Genomic DNA, 18628 nt, shown 5'->3' with positions numbered 1-18628 from the left:
ACCAGATCAACCGCTTACGCGTCGATGCTGGTGCCCAGCGCCGCGTTGACCAGCCCGCCATCGACCACGATCGTGTCACCGACCACATAATCGCCCGCGCGGCTGGCGAGGAAGATCGCGGTTCCCGCCATATCCTCGTCGACGCCGATGCGCTTGGCGGGGATGCTCTTGGCGATCGCGTCGCCGTGATCGCGCGCGGCCTTGTTCATCTCGCTCGCGAACGCCCCCGGTGCGATCGACGTGACGTTGATGCTGTCGGCGATCAGCCGCGCGGCCATGCGCTTGGTGAGATAGATCAACGCCGACTTCGACGCGTGGTAGCTGTACGTCTCCCACGGATTGAGCCGCAGGCCGTCGATGGAGGTGATGTTGATGACCTTGCCCGGCCGCTCACGCGAGGCGGCGGCCTTGAGCGGCGCGTGCAGCGCCTGCGTCAGGAAGAAGGGCGATTTGACGTTGAGGTCCATGACCTTGTCCCACCCCTTCTCGGGAAAATCCTCGAACGGTTCGCCCCAGGCGGCGCCGGCGTTGTTGACGAGAATGTCGAGCTTGCCCTCGTGCTCGGCATATTGCGCCGCAAGCGCCTTGCAGCCGGCGACGGTGGAAACGTCCTGCGGCAGTGCGATACATTTGGGGCCGAGTTCCGCGACCGCTTCCTCGCAGGCGGCTGCCTTGCGCGAGGAGATGTAGACGGTCGCGCCCTGAGCGATGAAGCCGGCCGCGATCATCTTGCCGATGCCGCGCGATCCGCCGGTGATCAGCGCGGTGCGGCCGTCGAGGCGGAACAGGTTGGTGGTGTCCATGCTAAGTCTCTCCCTTGATTCCCCCCCCGCTTGCGGGAGGGGAGTTATCCACCGCGCTTCAGCGTCTCGCGGGCGATGATGAGCTGCTGGATCTGGCTGGTGCCTTCGTAGATCCGGAACAGACGGACGTCGCGGTACAGCCGCTCGATGCCGTAGTCGGCGATGTAGCCCGCGCCGCCATAGATCTGCACCGCGCGATCGGCGACGCGGCCGACCATCTCGCTCGCATAATATTTCGCCGCCGCGCTTTCGAGCACCACGTCCTCGCCGCGATCCTTCTTCGCGGCGGTTTCCAGCACCATCGCGCGCGCGACCAGTGCCTCGGTCTTGGAGTCCGCGATCATCGCCTGGATCAGCTGGTGCTCGGCGATCGGCTTGCCGAACTGCGTGCGTTCGCTGGCATAGGCGCAGCAATCGGCGAGCAGTCGTTCGGCCACCCCGACGCACACCGCCGAGATGTGCAGCCGGCCGCGATCGAGCACCCGCATCGCGATCTTGAAGCCCTCGCCCGGCTGCCCGAGCATGTTGGCGGCGGGCACGGGCACGTCGTCGAAATTGACGTCAGCAACCTTCGCGCCCTTCTGCCCCATCTTCTTCTCGGGCTCGCCGATGGTGACGCCGGGCAGGTCGCGCGGGACCAGGAAGGCGGACACGCCGCGCCCGCCGGGCTCCTCGCCGGTGCGCGCCATGACCGTGAACAGGTCCGCCTTGTCGGCATTGGTGATGTAACGCTTGGTGCCGCTCAGCCGATAGACGTCGCCGTCATGCACCGCGCGCGTCTTCACCGACCCTGAGTCGCTGCCCACGTCCGGCTCGGTCAGTGCGAAGCTCGTCACCACCTCGCCCGTCGCGATGCGCGGCAGCCACTGCGCCTTCTGCTCGGGCGTGCCGGCCATCACCAGGCCCTGCGACCCGATGCCGACATTGGTGCCGAAGGTGGAACGGAACGCGGGCGTGGTGCGCCCCATCTCGATCGCGACGCGGCATTCCTCGACCATGTTCAGGCCGAGGCCGCCATGCTCCTCGCCGATGGAGAGGCCGTACAGGCCCATTTCCTTCATCTCGGCGACGACCGCGTCGGGGATCGCGTCGTTCGCCTCCACCGCGGCCTCCAGCGGCCGCAGCCGTTCGGCGACGAAGCGGCGGACGGTGTCGATCAACTGGTCGAAGGTGTCGGGGTCCATGGCCATGCGCGCGGTGGTAGTCAGCCCGCACGCGCCCCGCAAGCGAGCAGACCGCAACTTCCAAAACTTCCGGTTGCCACCCGGCTCCAAGGCCATACTGTGCCCTCCATAAGGCAAGGAGACGGCATGCGGTTCGAGGGCAAGCGCGCGGTGGTGACGGGGGCCGCATCGGGCATTGGGCGCGCGACGGCGCTGCGCCTCGCCAATGAGGGCGCGACCGTGCTGGTCGGCGACATCGACGCCGAAGGTGGCGCGGCGCTCGCCGAGATGTCCGCCGGGCGGATCGCATTCCAGCATTGCGACGTGACCGACGCCGCGCAGATCGAAGCGCTGATGGCGACGGCGGACGCGGGCGGCGGGCTGGACCTGCTGGTCAACAACGCCGGCGCCGGCGGCGCGCGCGAAAAGATCGGCGAGATCGCGCCCGAGGATTGGGATCGCACCCAATCGCTGCTGCTGCGCTCGGTGGCGCTGGGTATCCGCTATGCCGCACCGTTGATGGAGAAGCGCGGGCAGGGCGCGATCGTCAACATCTCCTCGGTGTCGGCGATGGGGTCCGGCTATGCGCCGATCGCCTATTCCACCGCAAAGGCGGGTGTGCTGCACCTGTCGAAGCTCGCGGCGGCGGACCTTGCGGCGCGGAACATCCGCGTCAATGCGGTGGTGCCGGGCTTCATCGTCACCAACATCTTCACCAGCTCGGTGGGCGTGCCGGCGGAGCAGGTGGAGGCGGTCAAGGGCGCGATCGCCGCCGGTGCCGCCAACGCGCAGCCGGTCAAGCGCGCCGGACGACCGGAGGACATCGCGGCGGCGGTGTGCTTCCTGCTCAGCGACGATGCCGGCTTCGTCACCGGCACGCACCTGCTCGTCGATGGCGGCATGTTGATCGGGACGCGGCCGAGCTGGGATCCCGACATGCCCGGCACGATGTCCGCGCTGGATGCCTTTCGTTGAGCCCAAGTTCCACCTCAGGGGTCCCCGCCGCGCGCAAGCTGCCGCAGCGCGTGGTCACCGCCTACGGCTTCGGCGCGGTCGCCTATGGGGTCAAGGACGCTGGGTTCGGCACCTTCCTGCTGCTGTTCTACAACCAGGCGGTCGGGTTGCCGTCGGCGACGGTCGGGCTGGTGATCGGCGCGGCGTTGTTGATCGACGCTTTCGTCGACCCGGCGGTGGGGTTCTTCTCGGATCGCACGCGCAGTCGCTGGGGGCGGCGGCATCCGTGGATGTATGCGTCGATCCTGCCGATCATGGTCGGTTATGGGCTGCTGTGGATGCCGCCCGCCGCCTCGCCCGGTGCGACGCTGGCATGGCTGTTCGTCTTCGCCGTGCTCGTCCGCACCGCCGTATCCTGCTACGAGATTCCGTCGGTGGCGCTCACCGCCGAGCTGTCGGGCGACTATGACGAGCGCACGCGCATCCTGGCGTGGCGATATCTGTGGGGCTGGATCGGCGGCCTGTCGATCGGCCTGTCGGCGTGGCTCTACTTCCTGCAACCAACGCCCGAGTTCCCCAACGGGCAGCTCAATCGCGATGCCTATCTGGGCTATGGCATCGTCGCTGCGCTGCTGATGGGCATCGCGATCCTGGTCTCCGCGCTCGGCACGCATCGCCAGATCCCGTATCTGCCGCAAGCCGGCGAGCGCACCGCGAAGACACTGCGCGAAGGCTTTGGCGAACTGAAGGAGGCGTTCCGCAACCGTGGCTTCCGCATCCTGATGCTCGCGGCGCTGTGCGCCTATATCAACCAGGGCGTCATCTACGCGCTCAGCGTCTATACCAGCACACATCTGTGGGGCTTCACGCCGACGACGTTCATCATCCAGGGTCTGACGCTGATGACCGCGGCCCTGATCGCGTTCGCGCTGGCGCCAAGGCTCGGCAAGCGGTTCAGCAAGCCCGCGATCGCGTCGCGCGTGGTGCTGGCGGGTGCGCTGTTCGTGACCTTGCCTTATTGGCTGCGGCTGGCGGGCGTGCCGCTGCTGCCGGGCAATCCGGTCACGATCCCGCTGGTGCTTGGCATCGGCATGATCGGCACCGCGTGCAACATCACCGGCTTTATCCTGGGTGCGTCGATGATGGCCGACGTGGTCGAGGATTCGGAGGAACGCACCGGGCGGCGCGACGAGGGGCTGTTCTTCGCGGGCAGCTTCTTCGTGCAGAAATGCACCAGCGGGGTCGGCATCTTCCTCGCCGGGCTGATGCTCGCCGCGGCAGGGTTCCCCGCCCGCGCGGTCGTCGGACAGGTGCCGGTCGAGGTCCTCGACCGGCTCGCGCTGATTCACGCGGGCGTCTACCTGCTCGTCGCGTGCCTGAGCGCGTGGGTATTCCGCCGCTTTCCGTTCGGGCGACTGGAGCACGAGGCCCGGCTGGGGCGACTCGCGGCGAGCGCCGAGCGGGGCTGACCCGTCCCGGCGTTGGCGGTTTTTCGGCTCGTCGTCGCTGAGCTTCGGTTCATCGGGCAGAAAGATTGCCGCATCCGCCGCTCGTCGGCGCGACGAAACGACTGGTCGGATCAAGCACTTGGACGGGTTGGCGGGGTCGTTCCGCTAACGTAGCGCAACCACTCCACAGCAACTCTGGGCCGGGGGGTTCAATTGCAACTAACTCGTTTTGCAGCGCGATTTGCGCTGGTGTTTTCGTGCGCCTTCATGACAGCCGCTCCAGCGGTGGCGCAATTCTGGCAGTGCGCGCCCTATGCCCGCGAGGTCTCGGGCATCCAGATCCGCGGCAACGCGAACACCTGGTGGGGGCAGGCCGCCGGTCGGTATGCCCGGGGCCAGACGCCCAGGCCCGGTGCGGTGCTCGCCTTCGACTCCACGCGCCGGATGCGCGTCGGCCACGTCGCGATGGTGTCCCGGATCGTCAGCGAACGCGAAGTGCTCCTCACCCACGCCAACTGGTCGCGGCGCGGCGGCATCGAGCGCGACGTGCGCGCGATCGACGTCTCGGCCGCGGGCGACTGGAGCGCGGTGAAGGTCCATTATCGCGGATCGATGGGCACGTCGGTCAACCCGACGCGCGGCTTCATCTACGCAGATCGTGCCGAAGAGGTCCAAGTCGCGAGCGCGGGAAAGACGCGGCGGGGCTAGGTTCTCCGTCACCCTGAACTGGTTTCAGGGTCCATGTGAGACAGCAACGCTGGGTGCTCAGGTCAAAAGTCGCGCATGGATGCTGAAACGAGTTCGGCATGACGAAGAGAATTAGGCCCGACCCGCCGCGAACGTCATCGCGACGCCATTCATGCAATAGCGTTTGCCCGTCGGCTTCGGCCCATCGTCGAACACATGGCCCAGATGCCCGCCACACCGGCGACAATGCACCTCGACCCGCTCCCCGAACAGCGACGTGTCCGATTTGGTAGCGACCGCATTCGCGAGCGGCGCCCAGAAGCTCGGCCAGCCCGTGCCGCTCTCGAACTTTGTGCGCGAGCTGAACAATGGCAGCTTGCAACCGGCACAGGAATAGACGCCTGCGCGCTTTTCGCCGTTCAGCGGGCTCGTTCCCGGCCGCTCGGTGTCCTCATGCCGCAATGTCCGATACGCGGCGGGCGACAAGCGCTTCTTCCACTCCGCATCGGTAAGCTGGAACGCGAACCGCTCCTGCGTCTTCGCCGTCGCACCACCGCAGCCACCGATCGCGAACCCCGCAATGCCAAGGCCTGTGAGACCGACAAGGTGACGGCGCGTGGGGAAGGTTACGCTTTGCATTCAAAGCATATAGGCATTGCGTTCGGTCAGGGGAGGGGCCGCTTGCCTCACGCTACCCGTGGTGCTGAACTCGTTTCAGCATCCACGGTGGAGACAAGCGCCACGCCGCTTTACGAGCCGCTCGCCCGGACTGACCGTGGACCCTGAAACAAGTTCAGGGTGGCGAGGTGATCGGGTCAACGCAGTTGCGGCCATCAATACCGCGAAATCTCCACCGGCAGCTTCCTGTAGCCATGCACGAAGCACGCAGCGACGCGCTCCGGCTCACCGACGACGTTCACGCGCATGCGGCGCTTGGCCATTTCCTCCAGCAACATGCTGATCTGCATCTCGGCTAGACGCGCGCCGACGCAGCGGTGGATGCCGTGGCCGAACGCCAGATGACGGCGTGCGTTGGGCCGGTCGACGCGCAGGATGTCGGCATCGTCGCCGAACACACTCTCGTCGCGATTGGCGGAGATGTACCAGAGCGCCAGCTTGTCGCCGGCCTTGATCTGCTGCCCCATCAGCTCGGTGTCCTGCGTCGCGGTGCGGCGCATGTGCGCGAGCGGGGTCTGCCAGCGGATCACCTCCTGCACCGTGTTGCCGATCAGCGACGGGTCCGCCTCCAGCTTGGCGCGCTCTTCGGGAAAAAGGTCCAGCCCGTACGCCAGCGCCGACATCGAATTGCGCGTCGTGTCGTTGCCGCCGACGATCAGCAGGATCAGGTTGCCGATGAATTCATAGTGATCCATCTCCTTCATCGCGTCCGAATGGATCATCATGGAGATGAGGTCGGGCGTCTGCGGCTTGCCGACCTTGGCGTTCCACAGATTCTGGAAATAGGCGCCGCACTCGTACATGTGCTGGAGGCGTTCCTTGCGCATCGTCTCGTCCTTGACGATCTCGATATCGCCGGCCCAGTCGGACCAGAAGGTCAGCTTGCGCCGATCCTCCCACGGAAAGTCGAACAACAGCGCCAGCATTTGGGTGGTCAGCTCGACCGATACGGTGTCGACCCAGTCGAATTGAGTGTTCCACGGCAGGCTGTCGAGGATCTCGCCGGTGCGGCGGCGGATGTCGTCGGACATGCGCGTCATCTCGCTCGGCGTGAACGCGGGTGCGACCGTGCGGCGCTGGCCGGTGTGGATCGGGCGATCGCGCGCGATGAACATCGGCATGCGGATGTCGCTGTCGGGCAGGAAGTCGGCGAGCGTGATGCCGCCGAGCTCTGACGAATACAGGTCCGGCAGCGACTCCACCTCGACGATCGGCTTGTAGGACGACACCGACCAATAGGGGCCGTAGTCGCTATGTTCGCAGCGATAGACGGGTGCCTCGGCGCGCAGTCGCTTGAATGGCGCGAGCCAGACATCGTCGCGGTACAGAGCCGCGCGGCTGACGTCGAGCGGGTCGACAGGGCGGGCCTGGGCGGGTTCGGGCGCGAGGGTGGCCATTAAGCTCTCCTTTTGCGCCGGATTGTGGCTTAACTTACACCAGTGTCAATAGCCTTGCGCCGCTTCCAGAACGGCCTGGCGCTGCCCGACTGCAACACGCCGCGCCGGAACAGCCGCGCGCCGACGGTGATGAAGATCGCCACCCACAACAGCTGCCACAGCAGCGCTGCGACATGAGGCCACAGCTCGGGCGAGTTCGCCGCGCGACCGGCCATCGCGAAGGGAGACGAGAGCGGAAATACCTCTGCCACCAGGGCAAGCGTCGTGCCGGGGTTGGACGCCGCCGCGGTCGCCAAAGCAAACATCCCAACCTGCAGGATCGTGATCGGCAAGGACAACATCTGGATCTCGCGCATCGTCGACGCCTGCGCGCCAACCCCCAGAAACACCGACCCGAGCAGCAGATACGCCATGCAGAAATAAGCGCCGAACAGCAGCGCAAACGTGGGTCCGCCCACCGCCGGTGCCAGTTCGGTCAGTCCCGCCGCGAAGCCAGGCGGCATCAGCGCGCCGATCTGGCTCACTACGGTGGCCCAGAAAGCGACGAACAGCACCGCCACGCCGAACATGCCGAGCAACTTGCCGCCGAACACCGCCTCCAGCGGCACGGCGGCGGCGAGTACCTCGATCACCTTGTTGTTGCGCTCCTCCGCCATCGTCCCGACCACCTGCCCCGCGAGGAACAGCGTCAGGAAGAAGATACCGAACACGGCCAGAAAGGCCGACTGGTTGCGCCCGCCCGCCGTGGCGCGTTCGCGCTGCATGGCGATCTTGACCGCCTGCACGCGCGGCATCGCGCCACCGAGCCGTTGCCCGGCCAGCGTGTCCTCGGCGATCAGCTGCAGGTAAGCGGCGGCCCGGTTGCCGCGGGGGTGATACAGGATGTGGGGCCGGTCGAGGGGCCCGAACATTACCGCCCAGGCGTCGTAGTCCGGCGAGGCGAACACCGCGCGAGCCTGCGCCGCGACATCGGTCGAGGGTCGCAGGGTGATCATCGTGGCGGGTGCCTCCGACTTGTCGCGAAACGCGGCGCGCAGCCGGGTATCGACCGCCACGAGCGGCTGCTTGAGATCGTCGGGCACGATCGCGACGATGCGCGCGCGGTCGCCCGAGCTGGAGGCCACCGACTGCGCGCCCAACCCGCCGACCGCGCCGAACGCGCCCATGATGAGCGGCGCAAACAGGAACAGCAGGAAGATCGGCGTGAACACGGTGGCGATGAAGTCGCGACGGGCGATGGTGAGCGTCTGGCGGACGAGACGGCGGAAGTTGCTCACTTCGTCTGCTCGCCGACGATGCGCACGAAGGCGTCGTGCAGTCCCGGCCGCTCGATCTGCAGTCCAGCGATGCCGTGACCGGCGGCAATCAGCCGCGCGAGCAGCGCCTCGATGCCGCCCTCGGGCAGCTGAAAGCGCCAACTGTCGCCGTCACGCACCGCGTCGGCCGGCAGCAACGCGCCGGCGCCGTCGATATCGGCGCGCGGAGTGTACTGTACCCGCTCGGGCAGCGTCGACCGCGCGTCAGCGACAGTGCCCTCGAACCGCCGCTTGCCACCGGCGATGATCGCCAGCCGGTCGCACAGCCGTTCGGCATGCGCCATGACGTGGGTGGAGAACAGCACGGTCGCCCCCCGATCGCGCTCGGCGAGGATCAGCCGCTCCAGCCCTTCCTGATTCACCGGATCTAGCCCGGAGAACGGCTCGTCGAGCACCAGCAGATCGGGCTTGTGGACCACCGAGCCCAGCAGCTGCACCAGCTGCGCCATGCCCTTGGACAACTTGCGGATCTTGGTGTCGACCGCATGACCAAGGCCTGCGCCCTCCAGCAGCTCGACCGCCCGCGCCCGGCCGGTGCGCCACGGCAGCCCACGCAGCGCGCCCATGAAGGCGATCGCCTCGCGCGCCTTCATCGCCGGATACAGCCCGCGCTCCTCGGGCAGGTAGCCGACGCGGTCGCTGGCATCGCGCGGGCGGTCGTGGCCAAGCAGCGTGCGTGTGCCGCCATCGGGTTCGATGATGCCGAGCAGCATCCGCAGCGTCGTGGTCTTGCCCGCCCCGTTGGGGCCGAGCACGCCATAGATGCGCCCGCGCGGGACCTGGATGTCGACGCCATCGACAACGCGCCGATCGCCAAATCGCTTGACCAATCCGCTGGCGGTGATCGCCCATTCATCCTGCACGCGTAACGCTACCCTCGATTGGTGACGGCGTGGTAGCGGGGCCGCGTGGCGCAAGACAAGCCTCTGGAAACGCGGATCAAGGCAAAGGCCGTCGAACTGGGGTTTGCGGCCTGCGGGATCGCGCGCGCCGATGCGGCGCCGAAGGCGGGCGCGCGGCTACGGCAATGGCTGGCCGACGGCTGTCACGGCGACATGATCTGGATGGCCGCGCGAGCGGAGGAGCGTGGGTCGCCGGCGGGTTTGTGGCCCCATGTTCGCTCCGTGATCTCACTCGGCATGAGCTATGCGCCGGCCGAAAATCCTCTGCGGCTGGCTGACGAGGGCGCTGTCGGGCGCGTTTCGGTCTATGCACAGGGCGGCGACTATCACGACCTCGTCAAGCGGCAGCTGAAGGCGCTTGGCGGCTGGCTGGCGCGGGATGCCGCCTGCGACCTGAAGGTGTTCGTCGACACGGCGCCGGTGATGGAGAAGCCGCTCGCCGAGGCGGCGGGGCTGGGATGGCAGGGCAAGCACACCAACCTCGTCAGCCGCGACCATGGCAGCTGGTTGTTCCTGGGCGCGATCTACACGACCCTCGAGCTGCGGCCCGACACCGCGCATCCGGGCAGCTGCGGGTCGTGCGATGCCTGCCAGCGCGCGTGCCCGACGGATGCGTTTCCGGCACCCTACCGCCTCGATGCGCGGCGCTGCATCTCCTATCTGACGATCGAACATGCCGGCCCGATCCCGCACGAGTTCCGCGCGGCGATCGGCAACCGCATCTATGGTTGCGACGACTGTCTGGCGGTCTGCCCGTGGAACAAGTTCGCCGCCGCCGCGCATGCGCAGATGGCGTTCCACCCGCGCGCCGAGCTGGTCGCGCCGGCGCTGGCCGACCTGCTCGCGCTGGACGATGCCGAATTTCGTCAGGTGTTCGCGGGGTCGCCGATCAAGCGGATCGGGCGCGACCGCTTCGTACGCAACGTCGCGATCGCAGCGGGAAACAGCGGCGATCCAACGCTGATCGCATCGTTACGGCCGTTGCTGGACGACGAGTCGGCGGTCGTGGGGGAGGCAGCAGGGTGGGCGCTGGACCGTTTAGGCAGTGAGCGCGTCCAGCCGGTCTCTTAAAGCGCGATCGACGGCGATCTCCTCCTCGCGATTGGCGTTCACCGCGCCCAGGATCGCTTCCTGCCCGCCGTTGCGCGCAAGCGCGATCGCCGTGTCGTTCGATACGATCTCGGCCGCCTTCGCCTTGCGGATCGCGCCGATCAGCGCGATGTCGAGCACCGGGCCGGGTTGATGACTACGCGCGTCGCGTTCCGCATCGTCGAGGATGCCGCCCATCCAGATGTTCTTCGGCCCCGCCAGGTCCGCCGCGACGGCCCCCAGCCGCTCGGCCTGGTCGCCTGCTCGGGAAACATCCGCCTCGATTAGCCTCACCAGCTCGGCGTCGGTTACCGCCTGTGCCAGCGCCGGCAGGCGATCGCGCAGCAGCAGCTTGCCGGCGTGGAGATCCTGCAACGCGACGTGGAGAAGGGCGGCGGTGCTCGGCGTCTTGCTCATGCGCTGCAAAGCGCGCGACGCCGGCGCTCGTTCCGGCTATCTTCCTCCGTCGCGCCGGGTCAGCGCCGCGACGCAGCTGGCACGATCGATGGCGCGGCCGTCGGGTTGGCGGGCGTCGAGCCAGGTGACACGCGGCGCCTGGCCGCCTTTGGGATAGAGGTACGCGTCGAGCACGCAGATGCCGCTGGCGAACTGCAGCTTGCGCGCGGTGCCTTCGCGGACCTCCTGATCGGGCTGACCGAACAAGCGGGTAAGCCCACCGGCGTCCTGCCCGATCACTCGTTCCAGCCCTACCGCGGCTAAGCGGGCAGGAGCCGCCCCGACCGCAGGCCGCGTGCCGGTGGTGCATGCCGCTAGCGCTAGCGTGAGGGTTCCGATTGCAATGTTGCTCTTCATGGCGCCGACTATCGCGGCTCGCGCGCGGCGGCTAGGGGGCCTCCTTCCCCATTCAGGAGCCTGTCTTGCCTCAGCCCCGCTATGCCGTGACCGCGATCGGCAACGCCATCGTCGACATTCTCGCCCGGGCCGAGGATGACTTCATCGCCGCCAACGGCATGACCAAGGGCGCGATGCAGCTGGTCTTCTCGCCCGAGGAGGCCGACGCGCTCTATGCCAAGATGGGACCGGGGCAGGAGGTGTCGGGTGGATCGGCGGCGAACACGATCGCCGGCATGGCCGCGCTGGGCTCGGCATGTGGGTTCATCGGCCAGGTCGCCGATGATCAGCTGGGTCAGGTGTTCGCGCACGACATCCGTGCTGCCGGCATCCGTTACGACACCGCCGTGCGCGCCGGCAGCCCGACCACGGGGCGGTGCCTGATCTTCGTGTCGCCCGACGGACAGCGGACGATGAACACGTTCCTGGGTGCGTCGCACTATCTGCCCTCCGAGGCGCTGGATCGCGCGCTCATCGAGGACAGCGCGTATCTCTACCTCGAAGGCTATCTGTGGGATCCCGAAGAGCCGCGCGCGGCGATGCGCGCCGCGATCGACGTCGCACGCGCGGCAGGGCGCAAGGTGGCGTTCACGCTGTCGGCGGAGTTCGTGATCGACCGCCACCGGCCGGCGTTCCGCGCGTTGATCGATGGCGGGTTGATCGACGTGCTCTTCGCCAACGATGCGGAGCTGATGTCGCTGACCCAGACCGCCGAGCTGGAGGCGGCGATCGCGGCGGTGGCGGACAAGGTGCCGCTGCTGGTGGTGACGCTCGGCCCCGACGGAGCCATGGCGATCGCAGGCGGCGAGCGGACGGTGGTGAAGGCGGAGCCAGTCGAGAAGGTGGTCGACACGACGGGGGCGGGCGATCTGTTCGCGGCCGGCTTCCTGCACGGGCAGGTCACGGGCCGCGGCTTGGCCGACTCGCTCCGCCTGGGCGCAGTCTGCGCGGCGGAGTGCATCGGCCATATGGGCCCGCGTCCGGTCGCAGACCTGAAGGCGCTCGGAGGCGATCTGGCCTGATGTCGTGGGAAGCGCCCGCACAGGCGGGCGCCTCCCCGATCTCAATGAGTGCCCGGCACGTCCGGCTCGAGCTTCGACAGCTCGGCCTCGGGCGTTTCCTGCAGGCCGCGCCCCATGTGGCTGACGCGACGGCCATACGCGAAATAAGCGATGAAGCCGAGCGTCGCCCAGATCACGAAGACGAGGATCGCCTGCCAGGGCAGGTTGAGGAACAGAAAGATACAGCCCGCGATTGTCGCCGGTCCGACCAGCCACAACAGGGGGGTGCGGAAGGACCGCTTCGCATCGGGAGCGGTCCGGCGCAGGATCATGACGCAGATCGCCACCATCATGAACGCGAACAAGGTTCCGGCATTCGCCCAGTCGGCAAGCTGGCCGACCGGGAAGAAGGCGGCGGCGACTGCGACCACGATGCCGGTCATGATCGTGACGATATGCGGCGTCTTCCATTTCGGATGTACGCGGCTCAGCGCCTCGGGCAGCAGGCCGTCACGGCTCATGACGAAGAAGATGCGCGTCTGGCCGAACAGCAGCACCAGGATAACGGATGGCAGCGCGATGAATGCGGCGATGCCCAGCATGTTGCCGATCGGCCCAAAGCCGATGACGCGCAGCACGTGCGCCAGTGCTTCATTCGAACAGACCAGCGCCTCCTTGAACTGCGGCAGCGCGCACTGGCGGGCCAGTTCCTCGGAGCCGGTCGGGAAGGGAACGCCGTTTGGCCCCATGATCGGCTGTCCGCCGATCGTGCCGATCGCACCGGCGGCAACCAGGATATAGAAAACGGTGCAGAACAGCAGTGACCCGATCAGACCGATCGGCACGTTGCGCTGTGGATCCTTGGTCTCCTCCGCTGCGGTCGACACGGAATCGAAGCCGACATAGGCGAAGAAGATGGTCGCCGCAGCGCCGACCGCGCCAACCCCGGTGCCAAAGCCGCCGAACGTGCCCGCGGGCAAAAAGGGATTGAAGTTCGCGGTGGAGAACCGATCGCTGGGCAAGGTGAGTGCGACGAACACCGTGAGCGCCGCAACCTTGATGAGGACCAGCACTGCATTGACCTTGGCGCTTTCGCTGGTGCCGATCACCAGCAGGCCGGTGACGAGCAGTGCGATCAGGACGGCGGGCAAGTTAATAAAGCCGCCCTCGACACCACCCAGCGCCAGCGGACCCGCCGAGAGCCAAGTCGGGAGCTGGACGCCGAAGAACTGGTTCAGGATGGTGCCGCTGAAATATCCCGACCACCCGACGGACACGGCCGACGCGGCGACCGCATATTCGAGCACCAACGCCCAGCCCACGGTCCAAGCCAGCAATTCGCCCATGCTAGCGTAGGTGTAGGTATAGGCGGAACCCGCGACGGGAATCATCGACGCGATCTCTGCGTAGCAGAGCGCGGCGACTATGCAGATCGCGCCGGCGATCGCGAACGCCAGCATCAGCCCAGGCCCGGCCTTTTGCGCGCCGGCGGCGGTCAGCACGAATATACCCGTTCCGATCACGCAGCCGATCCCGAACAAGGTGAGCTGGAACCAGCCGAGAGTCCGGTGCAGCGATTTCTTCTCGGCGGTGGCCAGGATGGAATCGAGCGACTTTACGCGATCGAACAGCATGCATTTTTCCCCAAGACGGGCAGACCCGTCCTTATCTTACCGCAAGCCTAGAGCGAAAAAGCACCCGTGCAATAGCTTATCTGGCCAGCATCGCCCCGAGCGGTTGCCCGCCGAACAGGTGGACGTGGAGGTGCGGCACTTCCTGCCCGCCATGGTGTCCGGTGTTGGCGAGCAGACGGTAGCCGGGCGCCACTAGGCCGAGGCTGCGCGCGACTTGGCCAACCGCGCGGACAAAACCGGCGATCTCGTCCGTCGAGGCCCGCGCCGAGAAGTCGTCCCACGAGACGTATGCGCCACGCGGGATCACCAGCACATGCACCGGCGCGGCCGGAGCGATGTCGTGAAGGGCGACTGCCCACTCGTCCTCGTACACGCGCCGCGACGGGATCTCGTCGCGCAGGATGCGGGCGAAGACGTTGGAGGGATCGTAAGGGAGCGTGGCGTCGACCGGCATCAGGGCTGCTCCGCGCGTTGCGACTTCTCGACGAGGCCGCCGATCCCCTCGCGCCGCTGGAGTTCGGCGCGCACGTCGTCCAGCGTCAGTCCGGCGTCGGCGAGCAGGACGAGCAGGTGATAGACAAGATCCGCGGCTTCCGGAACGATCGCCGCCGGGTCGGCGCCACAGGCGGCGATCACCGTCTCGATCGCCTCTTCGCCGAGCTTCTGCGCGATCCGCCCGCGACCGCGCGCGAACAGCTGCGCGGTATAGCCGCTCTCCGACCCACGGCGGGCGCTGATGGTGGCTTGCAGGCGGTCGAGGATGTCGTCGTTCACGCACGTCTTGCTGCCGGAGCCGGGGCGGAGGGTCAATCCCGAGCCTTGGGACCTGGTGGAAAGCGGCGGCGCAGCGCGCGGCGGACGAGCCACACCGCAAGGACCGCCACCCCGAACAGCGCCGCGTCCGACAGCGCCGGCCCGGTGCGCGGGACGACGACGCCGGTGTGACCATGAGCGACGGTAAGGGTAGCGACCATGGAAGCGGGTTAGTCGTCGGGGGTTAGCATCGCGTCAACTCGCTTCTTTCGTCAGCCGTCGCGGAGGGGACGTCCGGGCGACCGCGTCAGCCCAGCGGCCGTCGCACCGGCACCCCCGCCGCCGCCAGCGCACGGTGCGCGTCCGCGATGGTGGCCTCGCCGAAATGGAAGATCGAGGCGGCGAGGACGGCGGACGCATGGCCTTGCACGATGCCGGCGACGAGATGGTCGAGCGTGCCGACGCCGCCGGATGCCACCACCGGTACGCTCACCCGGTCGGCGATGGCACGGGTGAGAGCGAGGTCGTAGCCATCGCGCGTCCCGTCGCGGTCCATCGAGGTGACGAGCAGTTCACCCGCGCCGAGTTGCGCCAGCGACACCGCGTGCGCCACCGCGTCGAGGCCGGTGGCGCGCCTGCCGCCATGGGTGAAGACCTCCCAGCCGTCCCCTGATCGCCGTGCGTCGATCGAGGCGACGACGCACTGACTGCCGAAACGCTCAGCAATCTCAGCGACGACCTCGGGCCTGGCGACGGCGGCCGAGTTGACCGCGACCTTGTCAGCGCCCGCCAGCAGCAGCGCGCGTGCGTCGTCGGCAGAGCGTACGCCGCCGCCAACCGTTAGCGGCATGAAGCACACCGCCGCCGTGCGCCGGACGATGTCGAGCAGGGTACCGCGTCCTTCGTGGCTGGCGGAGATGTCGAGGAAGCACAGCTCGTCGGCCCCAGCCGCGTCGTAGGCGCGCGCCTGCTCGACCGGATCGCCCGCATCGCGCAAGGATACGAAGTTGACGCCCTTGACGACCCGGCCGTCGGCGACGTCGAGGCAGGGAATGACGCGCGCGCGCAGGGTCACGCGGCGGCGGCTACTGCCAGCGCAGCTGCCAGGTCGAGGCGGCCGTCATATAGCGCCCGGCCGGTGATAACCCCTTCGATCCCATCCTTTGCATGAAGTGCGAGAACGTGAATGTCGGCCAGACCTTTCACCCCACCACTGGCAATTACCGGGATGCGTACCGCGCGTGCGAGGTCCACGGTCGCCTCGACGTTGCAGCCCTTCAACATCCCGTCGCGCCCCACGTCGGTGAACAGCAATGCTGCGACACCGGCATCCTCGAATCGGCGGGCGAGGTCGATGGCCGTGGTGGTGGAGACATCCGCCCAACCCTTGATCGCGACCATGCCGTCGCGCGCGTCGACGGCGACGACGATGCCCCTGGGAAAGTCGCGCGCGGCGTCGCGGACGAACTCCGGATCCTCCAGTGCTGCGGTGCCGATGACGACGCGCGACACACCCAAGTCGAACCAACGCTCCACCGAGGCGCGGGTGCGGATACCGCCGCCGAGCTGGACGTGGCCGGGGAAGCGATCGACGATCGCCCGCACCACGTCGCCATTGATCGACTCCCCGGCGAACGCCCCATCCAAATCAACGACGTGGAGGTATTCCGCGCCGGCGTCCGCGAACAGCATGGCCTGCGCGGCGGGATCGTCGCCATATACGGTGGCGCGGCTCATATCCCCTTCGGCGAGACGAACGACCTGACCGGCCTTTAGATCAATGGCAGGGAATACGATCAAGGTCATGCGCCTAGGGCCGCCACTTCAGAAACCGCCCGAGCAGGGCAATGCCATAACGCTGGCTCTTCTCGGGGTGGAACTGCACGCCGAGCAGATTGTCGCGACCGATCGCGGCGGTGACGGTGCCCGCATGATCGGTGGTTGCGAGCACGCCCTCTCCCTCGAACGCGAAGGAATGGAGGAAATACGCCTCGCCCGCCTCGATCAGCGGATGGGCGCCGGCGGGCACGATGTCGTTCCAACCCATGTGCGGCACCTTGGCGTCCATCGTGGCGGGCTGGAGGCGACGCACCCGGCCAGCGATCCAGCCAAGGCCGCGATGCTCGCCCAGTTCCTCACCCGCATCAGCCATCAGTTGCATGCCCACGCAGATGCCGAGGAAAGGGCGACCGGCGTTTACCGCCTCGCCCAGCGCGGCTTCCAGACCGCCCACCGCGCGCAGGTTCGCCGCGCACGCGCCGAACGCGCCGACACCGGGCAGGACGATCCGATCGGCGGCCGCGACCTGCTCCGGGTCGGCGGTGACGATTAGATCGTCACAGCCCGCCGCCCGCAGCGCATTCTCGACCGAGTGGAGATTGCCAGACTGGATGTCGATCAGCGCGAGCAACGAAGCACCTCGTCATGCCGGACTGGTGTCAGCATCCATGCGTCCCCATCACCCGCGGGCGTGAAGTCGACTGTCGCGCATGGACCCTGAAACAAGCTCAGGGTGACGGAAGGGATCACAAAACCCCCTTTGTGCTCGGAATTGCGTCCGCCTTGCGTGGGTCGATCTCCACCGCGGTGCGAAGAGCGCGGGCCAAGCCCTTGAATGCGCTTTCGGCTATGTGGTGATTATTCTCGCCGTGCAGCGTCTCCACATGGAGCGTGATGCCGGCCGCCTGCGCAAAGCTGTGGAACCAGTGCTTGAACAGCTCGGTGTCCATTTCGCCGAGCCGCTTCTGCGTGAACTCGGACTTCCAGACCAGCCACGGCCGCCCCGAAATATCCAGCGCGACCCGTGTCAGGCACTCGTCCATCGGACTGAGCGCGTCGCCGTAGCGGCGGATGCCGCGCTTGTCGCCGAGCGCCTTCGCGACCGCCTCGCCGATCGCGATGCCGGTGTCCTCGACGGTATGGTGCTGGTCGATGTGAAGATCGCCCTGCGTCCGGACATGCAGGTCGATCAGCGAATGACGGCTGAGCTGTTCCAGCATGTGATCGAAGAAGCCGACCCCGGTCGCGATGTCGAACTCGCCCGTGCCATCGAGGTTCACCGTCACCGCGATACGGGTCTCGGCGGTGTTGCGGGTAATGCTGGCCTGCCTCATCGCCGCGTCACATAGCGCACAGGCCAACCCATGCAATCTTGACCGGGCATCAAAGCGCGCTACCCACGGCGTCATGACCGACGGCCTGCCCGACAGCTTGATACCGTATGACGAGATCGTGCAGGAGGCGCTGCGCGCCGTCGTGGGGCGCGTGCTGACCACCGTGGCGGAGAATGGCGGGCTGCCCGGCGAGCATCATTTCTACATCACGTTCAAGACGCAGGCGCCCGGCGTCGATATCCCGCGCCGGTTGATCGAGCGATTCCCCGACGAGATGACGATCGTGCTGCAGAACCGCTATTGGGACCTGCTGGTCGACGAGCAGCGGTTTTCGGTGGGCCTGAGCTTCAACCAGATCCCGTCCAAGCTGGTCATTCCCTATTCGGCGGTGACCGGCTTCCATGATCCGGCCGTCAATTTCGAACTGCGTTTCCAGGCGCAGGAAGGCCCGGATGACGGCGCGATCGGCCATGATCCGGCGGAGAACGACGGCGCGGTGGTCCCGGTCGAGGATGGCTCCAACGTCGTCGCGGTGGATTTCAAGCGCAAAAAGTAGCGCGCCAGCCCGGCAGCCGGCCACGTCCGGTTGACTCGCGCCAGCGCGGCCGGGCTCGGCTTCAGCCGAGCTTCGACGTCACGGGATTTACTCCCGTGACGCCGCCGCTAGTGCGTGCGTCGCGCATGGATGCTGAAACCAGTTCAGCATGACGAGGTAGAATATGACCAACACCCGCACCGAAACCGACTCGATCGGCGCCATCGAAGTTCCCGTCACCGCCTATTGGGGTGCGCAGACGCAGCGCTCGATCGAGAATTTCCCGTTTGGCGATACCGAGCG

General features: G+C 67.3%; 22 protein-coding genes. 6 read left to right on the top strand and 16 right to left on the bottom strand.

From position 1 onward, the window contains the following. Positions 1-14: 14 nt before the first annotated feature. Positions 15-803 carry an SDR family oxidoreductase gene (locus JWN21_RS08310; RefSeq protein WP_299648268.1) on the bottom strand — a complete coding sequence of 263 codons (789 nt, stop codon included), beginning with the start codon at positions 801-803 and terminating at the stop codon, positions 15-17. Positions 804-847: 44 nt separating this feature from the next. Then, the gene (locus JWN21_RS08305) at positions 848-1993 is read right to left on the bottom strand and encodes an acyl-CoA dehydrogenase family protein (protein ID WP_299648266.1); all 1146 of its coding nucleotides are present in this window, start codon (positions 1991-1993) and stop codon (positions 848-850) included. A gap of 120 nt (positions 1994-2113) precedes the next feature. Between JWN21_RS08305 and JWN21_RS08300 the strand changes: the two genes are divergently transcribed. From JWN21_RS08300 to JWN21_RS08290, 3 genes are all read left to right on the top strand, one after another. After that, positions 2114-2941 carry an SDR family NAD(P)-dependent oxidoreductase gene (locus JWN21_RS08300; RefSeq protein ID WP_299648263.1) on the top strand — a complete coding sequence of 276 codons (828 nt, stop codon included), beginning with the start codon at positions 2114-2116 and terminating at the stop codon, positions 2939-2941. After that, positions 2938-4389, top strand: coding sequence for an MFS transporter (locus JWN21_RS08295; RefSeq protein ID WP_299648260.1), 1452 nt, complete (start codon positions 2938-2940; stop codon positions 4387-4389). Before JWN21_RS08300 ends, JWN21_RS08295 begins: the two co-directional genes overlap by 4 nt. A gap of 246 nt (positions 4390-4635) precedes the next feature. Then, on the top strand, positions 4636-5076 hold the full coding sequence (locus JWN21_RS08290) for a CHAP domain-containing protein (protein WP_299648257.1): 441 nt from the start codon (positions 4636-4638) through the stop codon (positions 5074-5076). Positions 5077-5187: 111 nt separating this feature from the next. Here JWN21_RS08290 and msrB read toward each other — a convergent pair whose 3' ends face one another. The 4 genes from msrB to JWN21_RS08270 all read right to left on the bottom strand — a co-directional run bounded on the left by msrB (position 5188) and on the right by JWN21_RS08270 (position 9309). Continuing rightward, complete coding sequence (gene msrB, locus JWN21_RS08285; protein ID WP_299648253.1) at positions 5188-5694, bottom strand: peptide-methionine (R)-S-oxide reductase MsrB; 507 nt, start codon at positions 5692-5694, stop codon at positions 5188-5190. A gap of 194 nt (positions 5695-5888) precedes the next feature. After that, entirely contained in the window at positions 5889-7130 is a 1242-nt protein-coding gene (locus JWN21_RS08280) for a cytochrome P450 (RefSeq protein WP_299648250.1), read from the bottom strand. A gap of 29 nt (positions 7131-7159) precedes the next feature. Continuing rightward, positions 7160-8407, bottom strand: coding sequence for an ABC transporter permease (locus JWN21_RS08275; protein WP_299648247.1), 1248 nt, complete (start codon positions 8405-8407; stop codon positions 7160-7162). After that, entirely contained in the window at positions 8404-9309 is a 906-nt protein-coding gene (locus JWN21_RS08270) for an ABC transporter ATP-binding protein (RefSeq protein WP_299648244.1), read from the bottom strand. Before JWN21_RS08270 ends, JWN21_RS08275 begins: the two co-directional genes overlap by 4 nt. A 45-nt stretch (positions 9310-9354) precedes the next feature. Between JWN21_RS08270 and queG the strand changes: the two genes are divergently transcribed. After that, positions 9355-10419 (top strand): tRNA epoxyqueuosine(34) reductase QueG, encoded by a 1065-nt coding sequence (queG, locus tag JWN21_RS08265; RefSeq protein WP_299648241.1) that lies wholly within the window; start codon positions 9355-9357, stop codon positions 10417-10419. Here queG and JWN21_RS08260 read toward each other — a convergent pair. Both JWN21_RS08260 and JWN21_RS08255 read right to left on the bottom strand, forming a co-directional pair. After that, positions 10387-10854, bottom strand: coding sequence for a DUF892 family protein (locus JWN21_RS08260; protein ID WP_299648238.1), 468 nt, complete (start codon positions 10852-10854; stop codon positions 10387-10389). The two genes, queG and JWN21_RS08260, sit on opposite strands and share 33 nt — an antisense overlap. A 36-nt stretch (positions 10855-10890) precedes the next feature. Then, positions 10891-11250 carry a hypothetical protein gene (locus tag JWN21_RS08255; protein ID WP_299648234.1) on the bottom strand — a complete coding sequence of 120 codons (360 nt, stop codon included), beginning with the start codon at positions 11248-11250 and terminating at the stop codon, positions 10891-10893. 65 nt (positions 11251-11315) lie between these two features. Here JWN21_RS08255 and JWN21_RS08250 point away from each other — a divergent pair, with 65 nt between their 5' ends. Continuing rightward, positions 11316-12311: an adenosine kinase gene (locus tag JWN21_RS08250; RefSeq protein ID WP_299648231.1), complete on the top strand. Its 996-nt coding sequence runs from the start codon at positions 11316-11318 to the stop codon at positions 12309-12311. Positions 12312-12352: 41 nt separating this feature from the next. Here JWN21_RS08250 and JWN21_RS08245 read toward each other — a convergent pair whose 3' ends face one another. From JWN21_RS08245 to hisB, 8 genes are all read right to left on the bottom strand, one after another. Then, on the bottom strand, positions 12353-13924 hold the full coding sequence (locus tag JWN21_RS08245; RefSeq protein WP_299648229.1) for an amino acid permease: 1572 nt from the start codon (positions 13922-13924) through the stop codon (positions 12353-12355). 76 nt (positions 13925-14000) lie between these two features. Next, entirely contained in the window at positions 14001-14378 is a 378-nt protein-coding gene (locus JWN21_RS08240; RefSeq protein WP_299648226.1) for a histidine triad nucleotide-binding protein, read from the bottom strand. After that, positions 14378-14698: a phosphoribosyl-ATP diphosphatase gene (locus JWN21_RS08235; protein WP_299648223.1), complete on the bottom strand. Its 321-nt coding sequence runs from the start codon at positions 14696-14698 to the stop codon at positions 14378-14380. The genes JWN21_RS08240 and JWN21_RS08235 overlap by 1 nt, the downstream gene beginning before the upstream one ends. A 32-nt stretch (positions 14699-14730) precedes the next feature. Beyond that, positions 14731-14898: a hypothetical protein gene (locus JWN21_RS08230; protein ID WP_299648220.1), complete on the bottom strand. Its 168-nt coding sequence runs from the start codon at positions 14896-14898 to the stop codon at positions 14731-14733. Positions 14899-14984: 86 nt separating this feature from the next. Beyond that, entirely contained in the window at positions 14985-15752 is a 768-nt protein-coding gene (gene hisF, locus JWN21_RS08225) for an imidazole glycerol phosphate synthase subunit HisF (protein ID WP_299648217.1), read from the bottom strand. Continuing rightward, complete coding sequence (hisA, locus tag JWN21_RS08220; protein WP_299648214.1) at positions 15749-16483, bottom strand: 1-(5-phosphoribosyl)-5-[(5-phosphoribosylamino)methylideneamino]imidazole-4-carboxamide isomerase; 735 nt, start codon at positions 16481-16483, stop codon at positions 15749-15751. The genes hisF and hisA overlap by 4 nt, the downstream gene beginning before the upstream one ends. Before the next feature lie 4 nt (positions 16484-16487). After that, entirely contained in the window at positions 16488-17087 is a 600-nt protein-coding gene (gene hisH, locus JWN21_RS08215) for an imidazole glycerol phosphate synthase subunit HisH (RefSeq protein ID WP_299648211.1), read from the bottom strand. 115 nt (positions 17088-17202) lie between these two features. After that, positions 17203-17790, bottom strand: coding sequence for an imidazoleglycerol-phosphate dehydratase HisB (hisB, locus tag JWN21_RS08210; protein ID WP_299648208.1), 588 nt, complete (start codon positions 17788-17790; stop codon positions 17203-17205). 73 nt (positions 17791-17863) lie between these two features. On the opposite strand from hisB, the gene JWN21_RS08205 reads away from it, so the two are divergent. After that, entirely contained in the window at positions 17864-18346 is a 483-nt protein-coding gene (locus tag JWN21_RS08205; RefSeq protein ID WP_299648205.1) for an SspB family protein, read from the top strand. The last annotated feature ends 282 nt before the right edge of the window (positions 18347-18628 follow it).

The sequence above is a fragment of the Sphingomonas bacterium genome (assembly GCF_028292945.1).
Lineage (GTDB): Bacteria > Pseudomonadota > Alphaproteobacteria > Sphingomonadales > Sphingomonadaceae > Sphingomonas.
Note: the sequence above shows the minus strand (reverse complement) of the source record. Positions and strands in the feature narration are given on the sequence as shown.

What these genes read in the sequence shown, in the direction of transcription:
- JWN21_RS08310 (WP_299648268.1), bottom strand. Translation starts at nt 803, where the DNA reads ATGGACACCACCAACCTGTTCCGCCTCGACGGCCGCACCGCGCTGATC.
- JWN21_RS08305 (WP_299648266.1), bottom strand. Translation starts at nt 1,993, where the DNA reads ATGGCCATGGACCCCGACACCTTCGACCAGTTGATCGACACCGTCCGC.
- JWN21_RS08300 (WP_299648263.1), top strand. Translation starts at nt 2,114, where the DNA reads ATGCGGTTCGAGGGCAAGCGCGCGGTGGTGACGGGGGCCGCATCGGGC.
- JWN21_RS08290 (WP_299648257.1), top strand. Translation starts at nt 4,636, where the DNA reads ATGACAGCCGCTCCAGCGGTGGCGCAATTCTGGCAGTGCGCGCCCTAT.
- msrB (WP_299648253.1), bottom strand. Translation starts at nt 5,694, where the DNA reads ATGCAAAGCGTAACCTTCCCCACGCGCCGTCACCTTGTCGGTCTCACA.
- JWN21_RS08280 (WP_299648250.1), bottom strand. Translation starts at nt 7,130, where the DNA reads ATGGCCACCCTCGCGCCCGAACCCGCCCAGGCCCGCCCTGTCGACCCG.
- JWN21_RS08260 (WP_299648238.1), bottom strand. Translation starts at nt 10,854, where the DNA reads ATGAGCAAGACGCCGAGCACCGCCGCCCTTCTCCACGTCGCGTTGCAG.
- JWN21_RS08255 (WP_299648234.1), bottom strand. Translation starts at nt 11,250, where the DNA reads ATGAAGAGCAACATTGCAATCGGAACCCTCACGCTAGCGCTAGCGGCA.
- JWN21_RS08245 (WP_299648229.1), bottom strand. Translation starts at nt 13,924, where the DNA reads ATGCTGTTCGATCGCGTAAAGTCGCTCGATTCCATCCTGGCCACCGCC.
- JWN21_RS08240 (WP_299648226.1), bottom strand. Translation starts at nt 14,378, where the DNA reads ATGCCGGTCGACGCCACGCTCCCTTACGATCCCTCCAACGTCTTCGCC.
- JWN21_RS08230 (WP_299648220.1), bottom strand. Translation starts at nt 14,898, where the DNA reads ATGGTCGCTACCCTTACCGTCGCTCATGGTCACACCGGCGTCGTCGTC.
- hisA (WP_299648214.1), bottom strand. Translation starts at nt 16,483, where the DNA reads ATGACCTTGATCGTATTCCCTGCCATTGATCTAAAGGCCGGTCAGGTC.
- hisB (WP_299648208.1), bottom strand. Translation starts at nt 17,790, where the DNA reads ATGAGGCAGGCCAGCATTACCCGCAACACCGCCGAGACCCGTATCGCG.
- JWN21_RS08205 (WP_299648205.1), top strand. Translation starts at nt 17,864, where the DNA reads ATGACCGACGGCCTGCCCGACAGCTTGATACCGTATGACGAGATCGTG.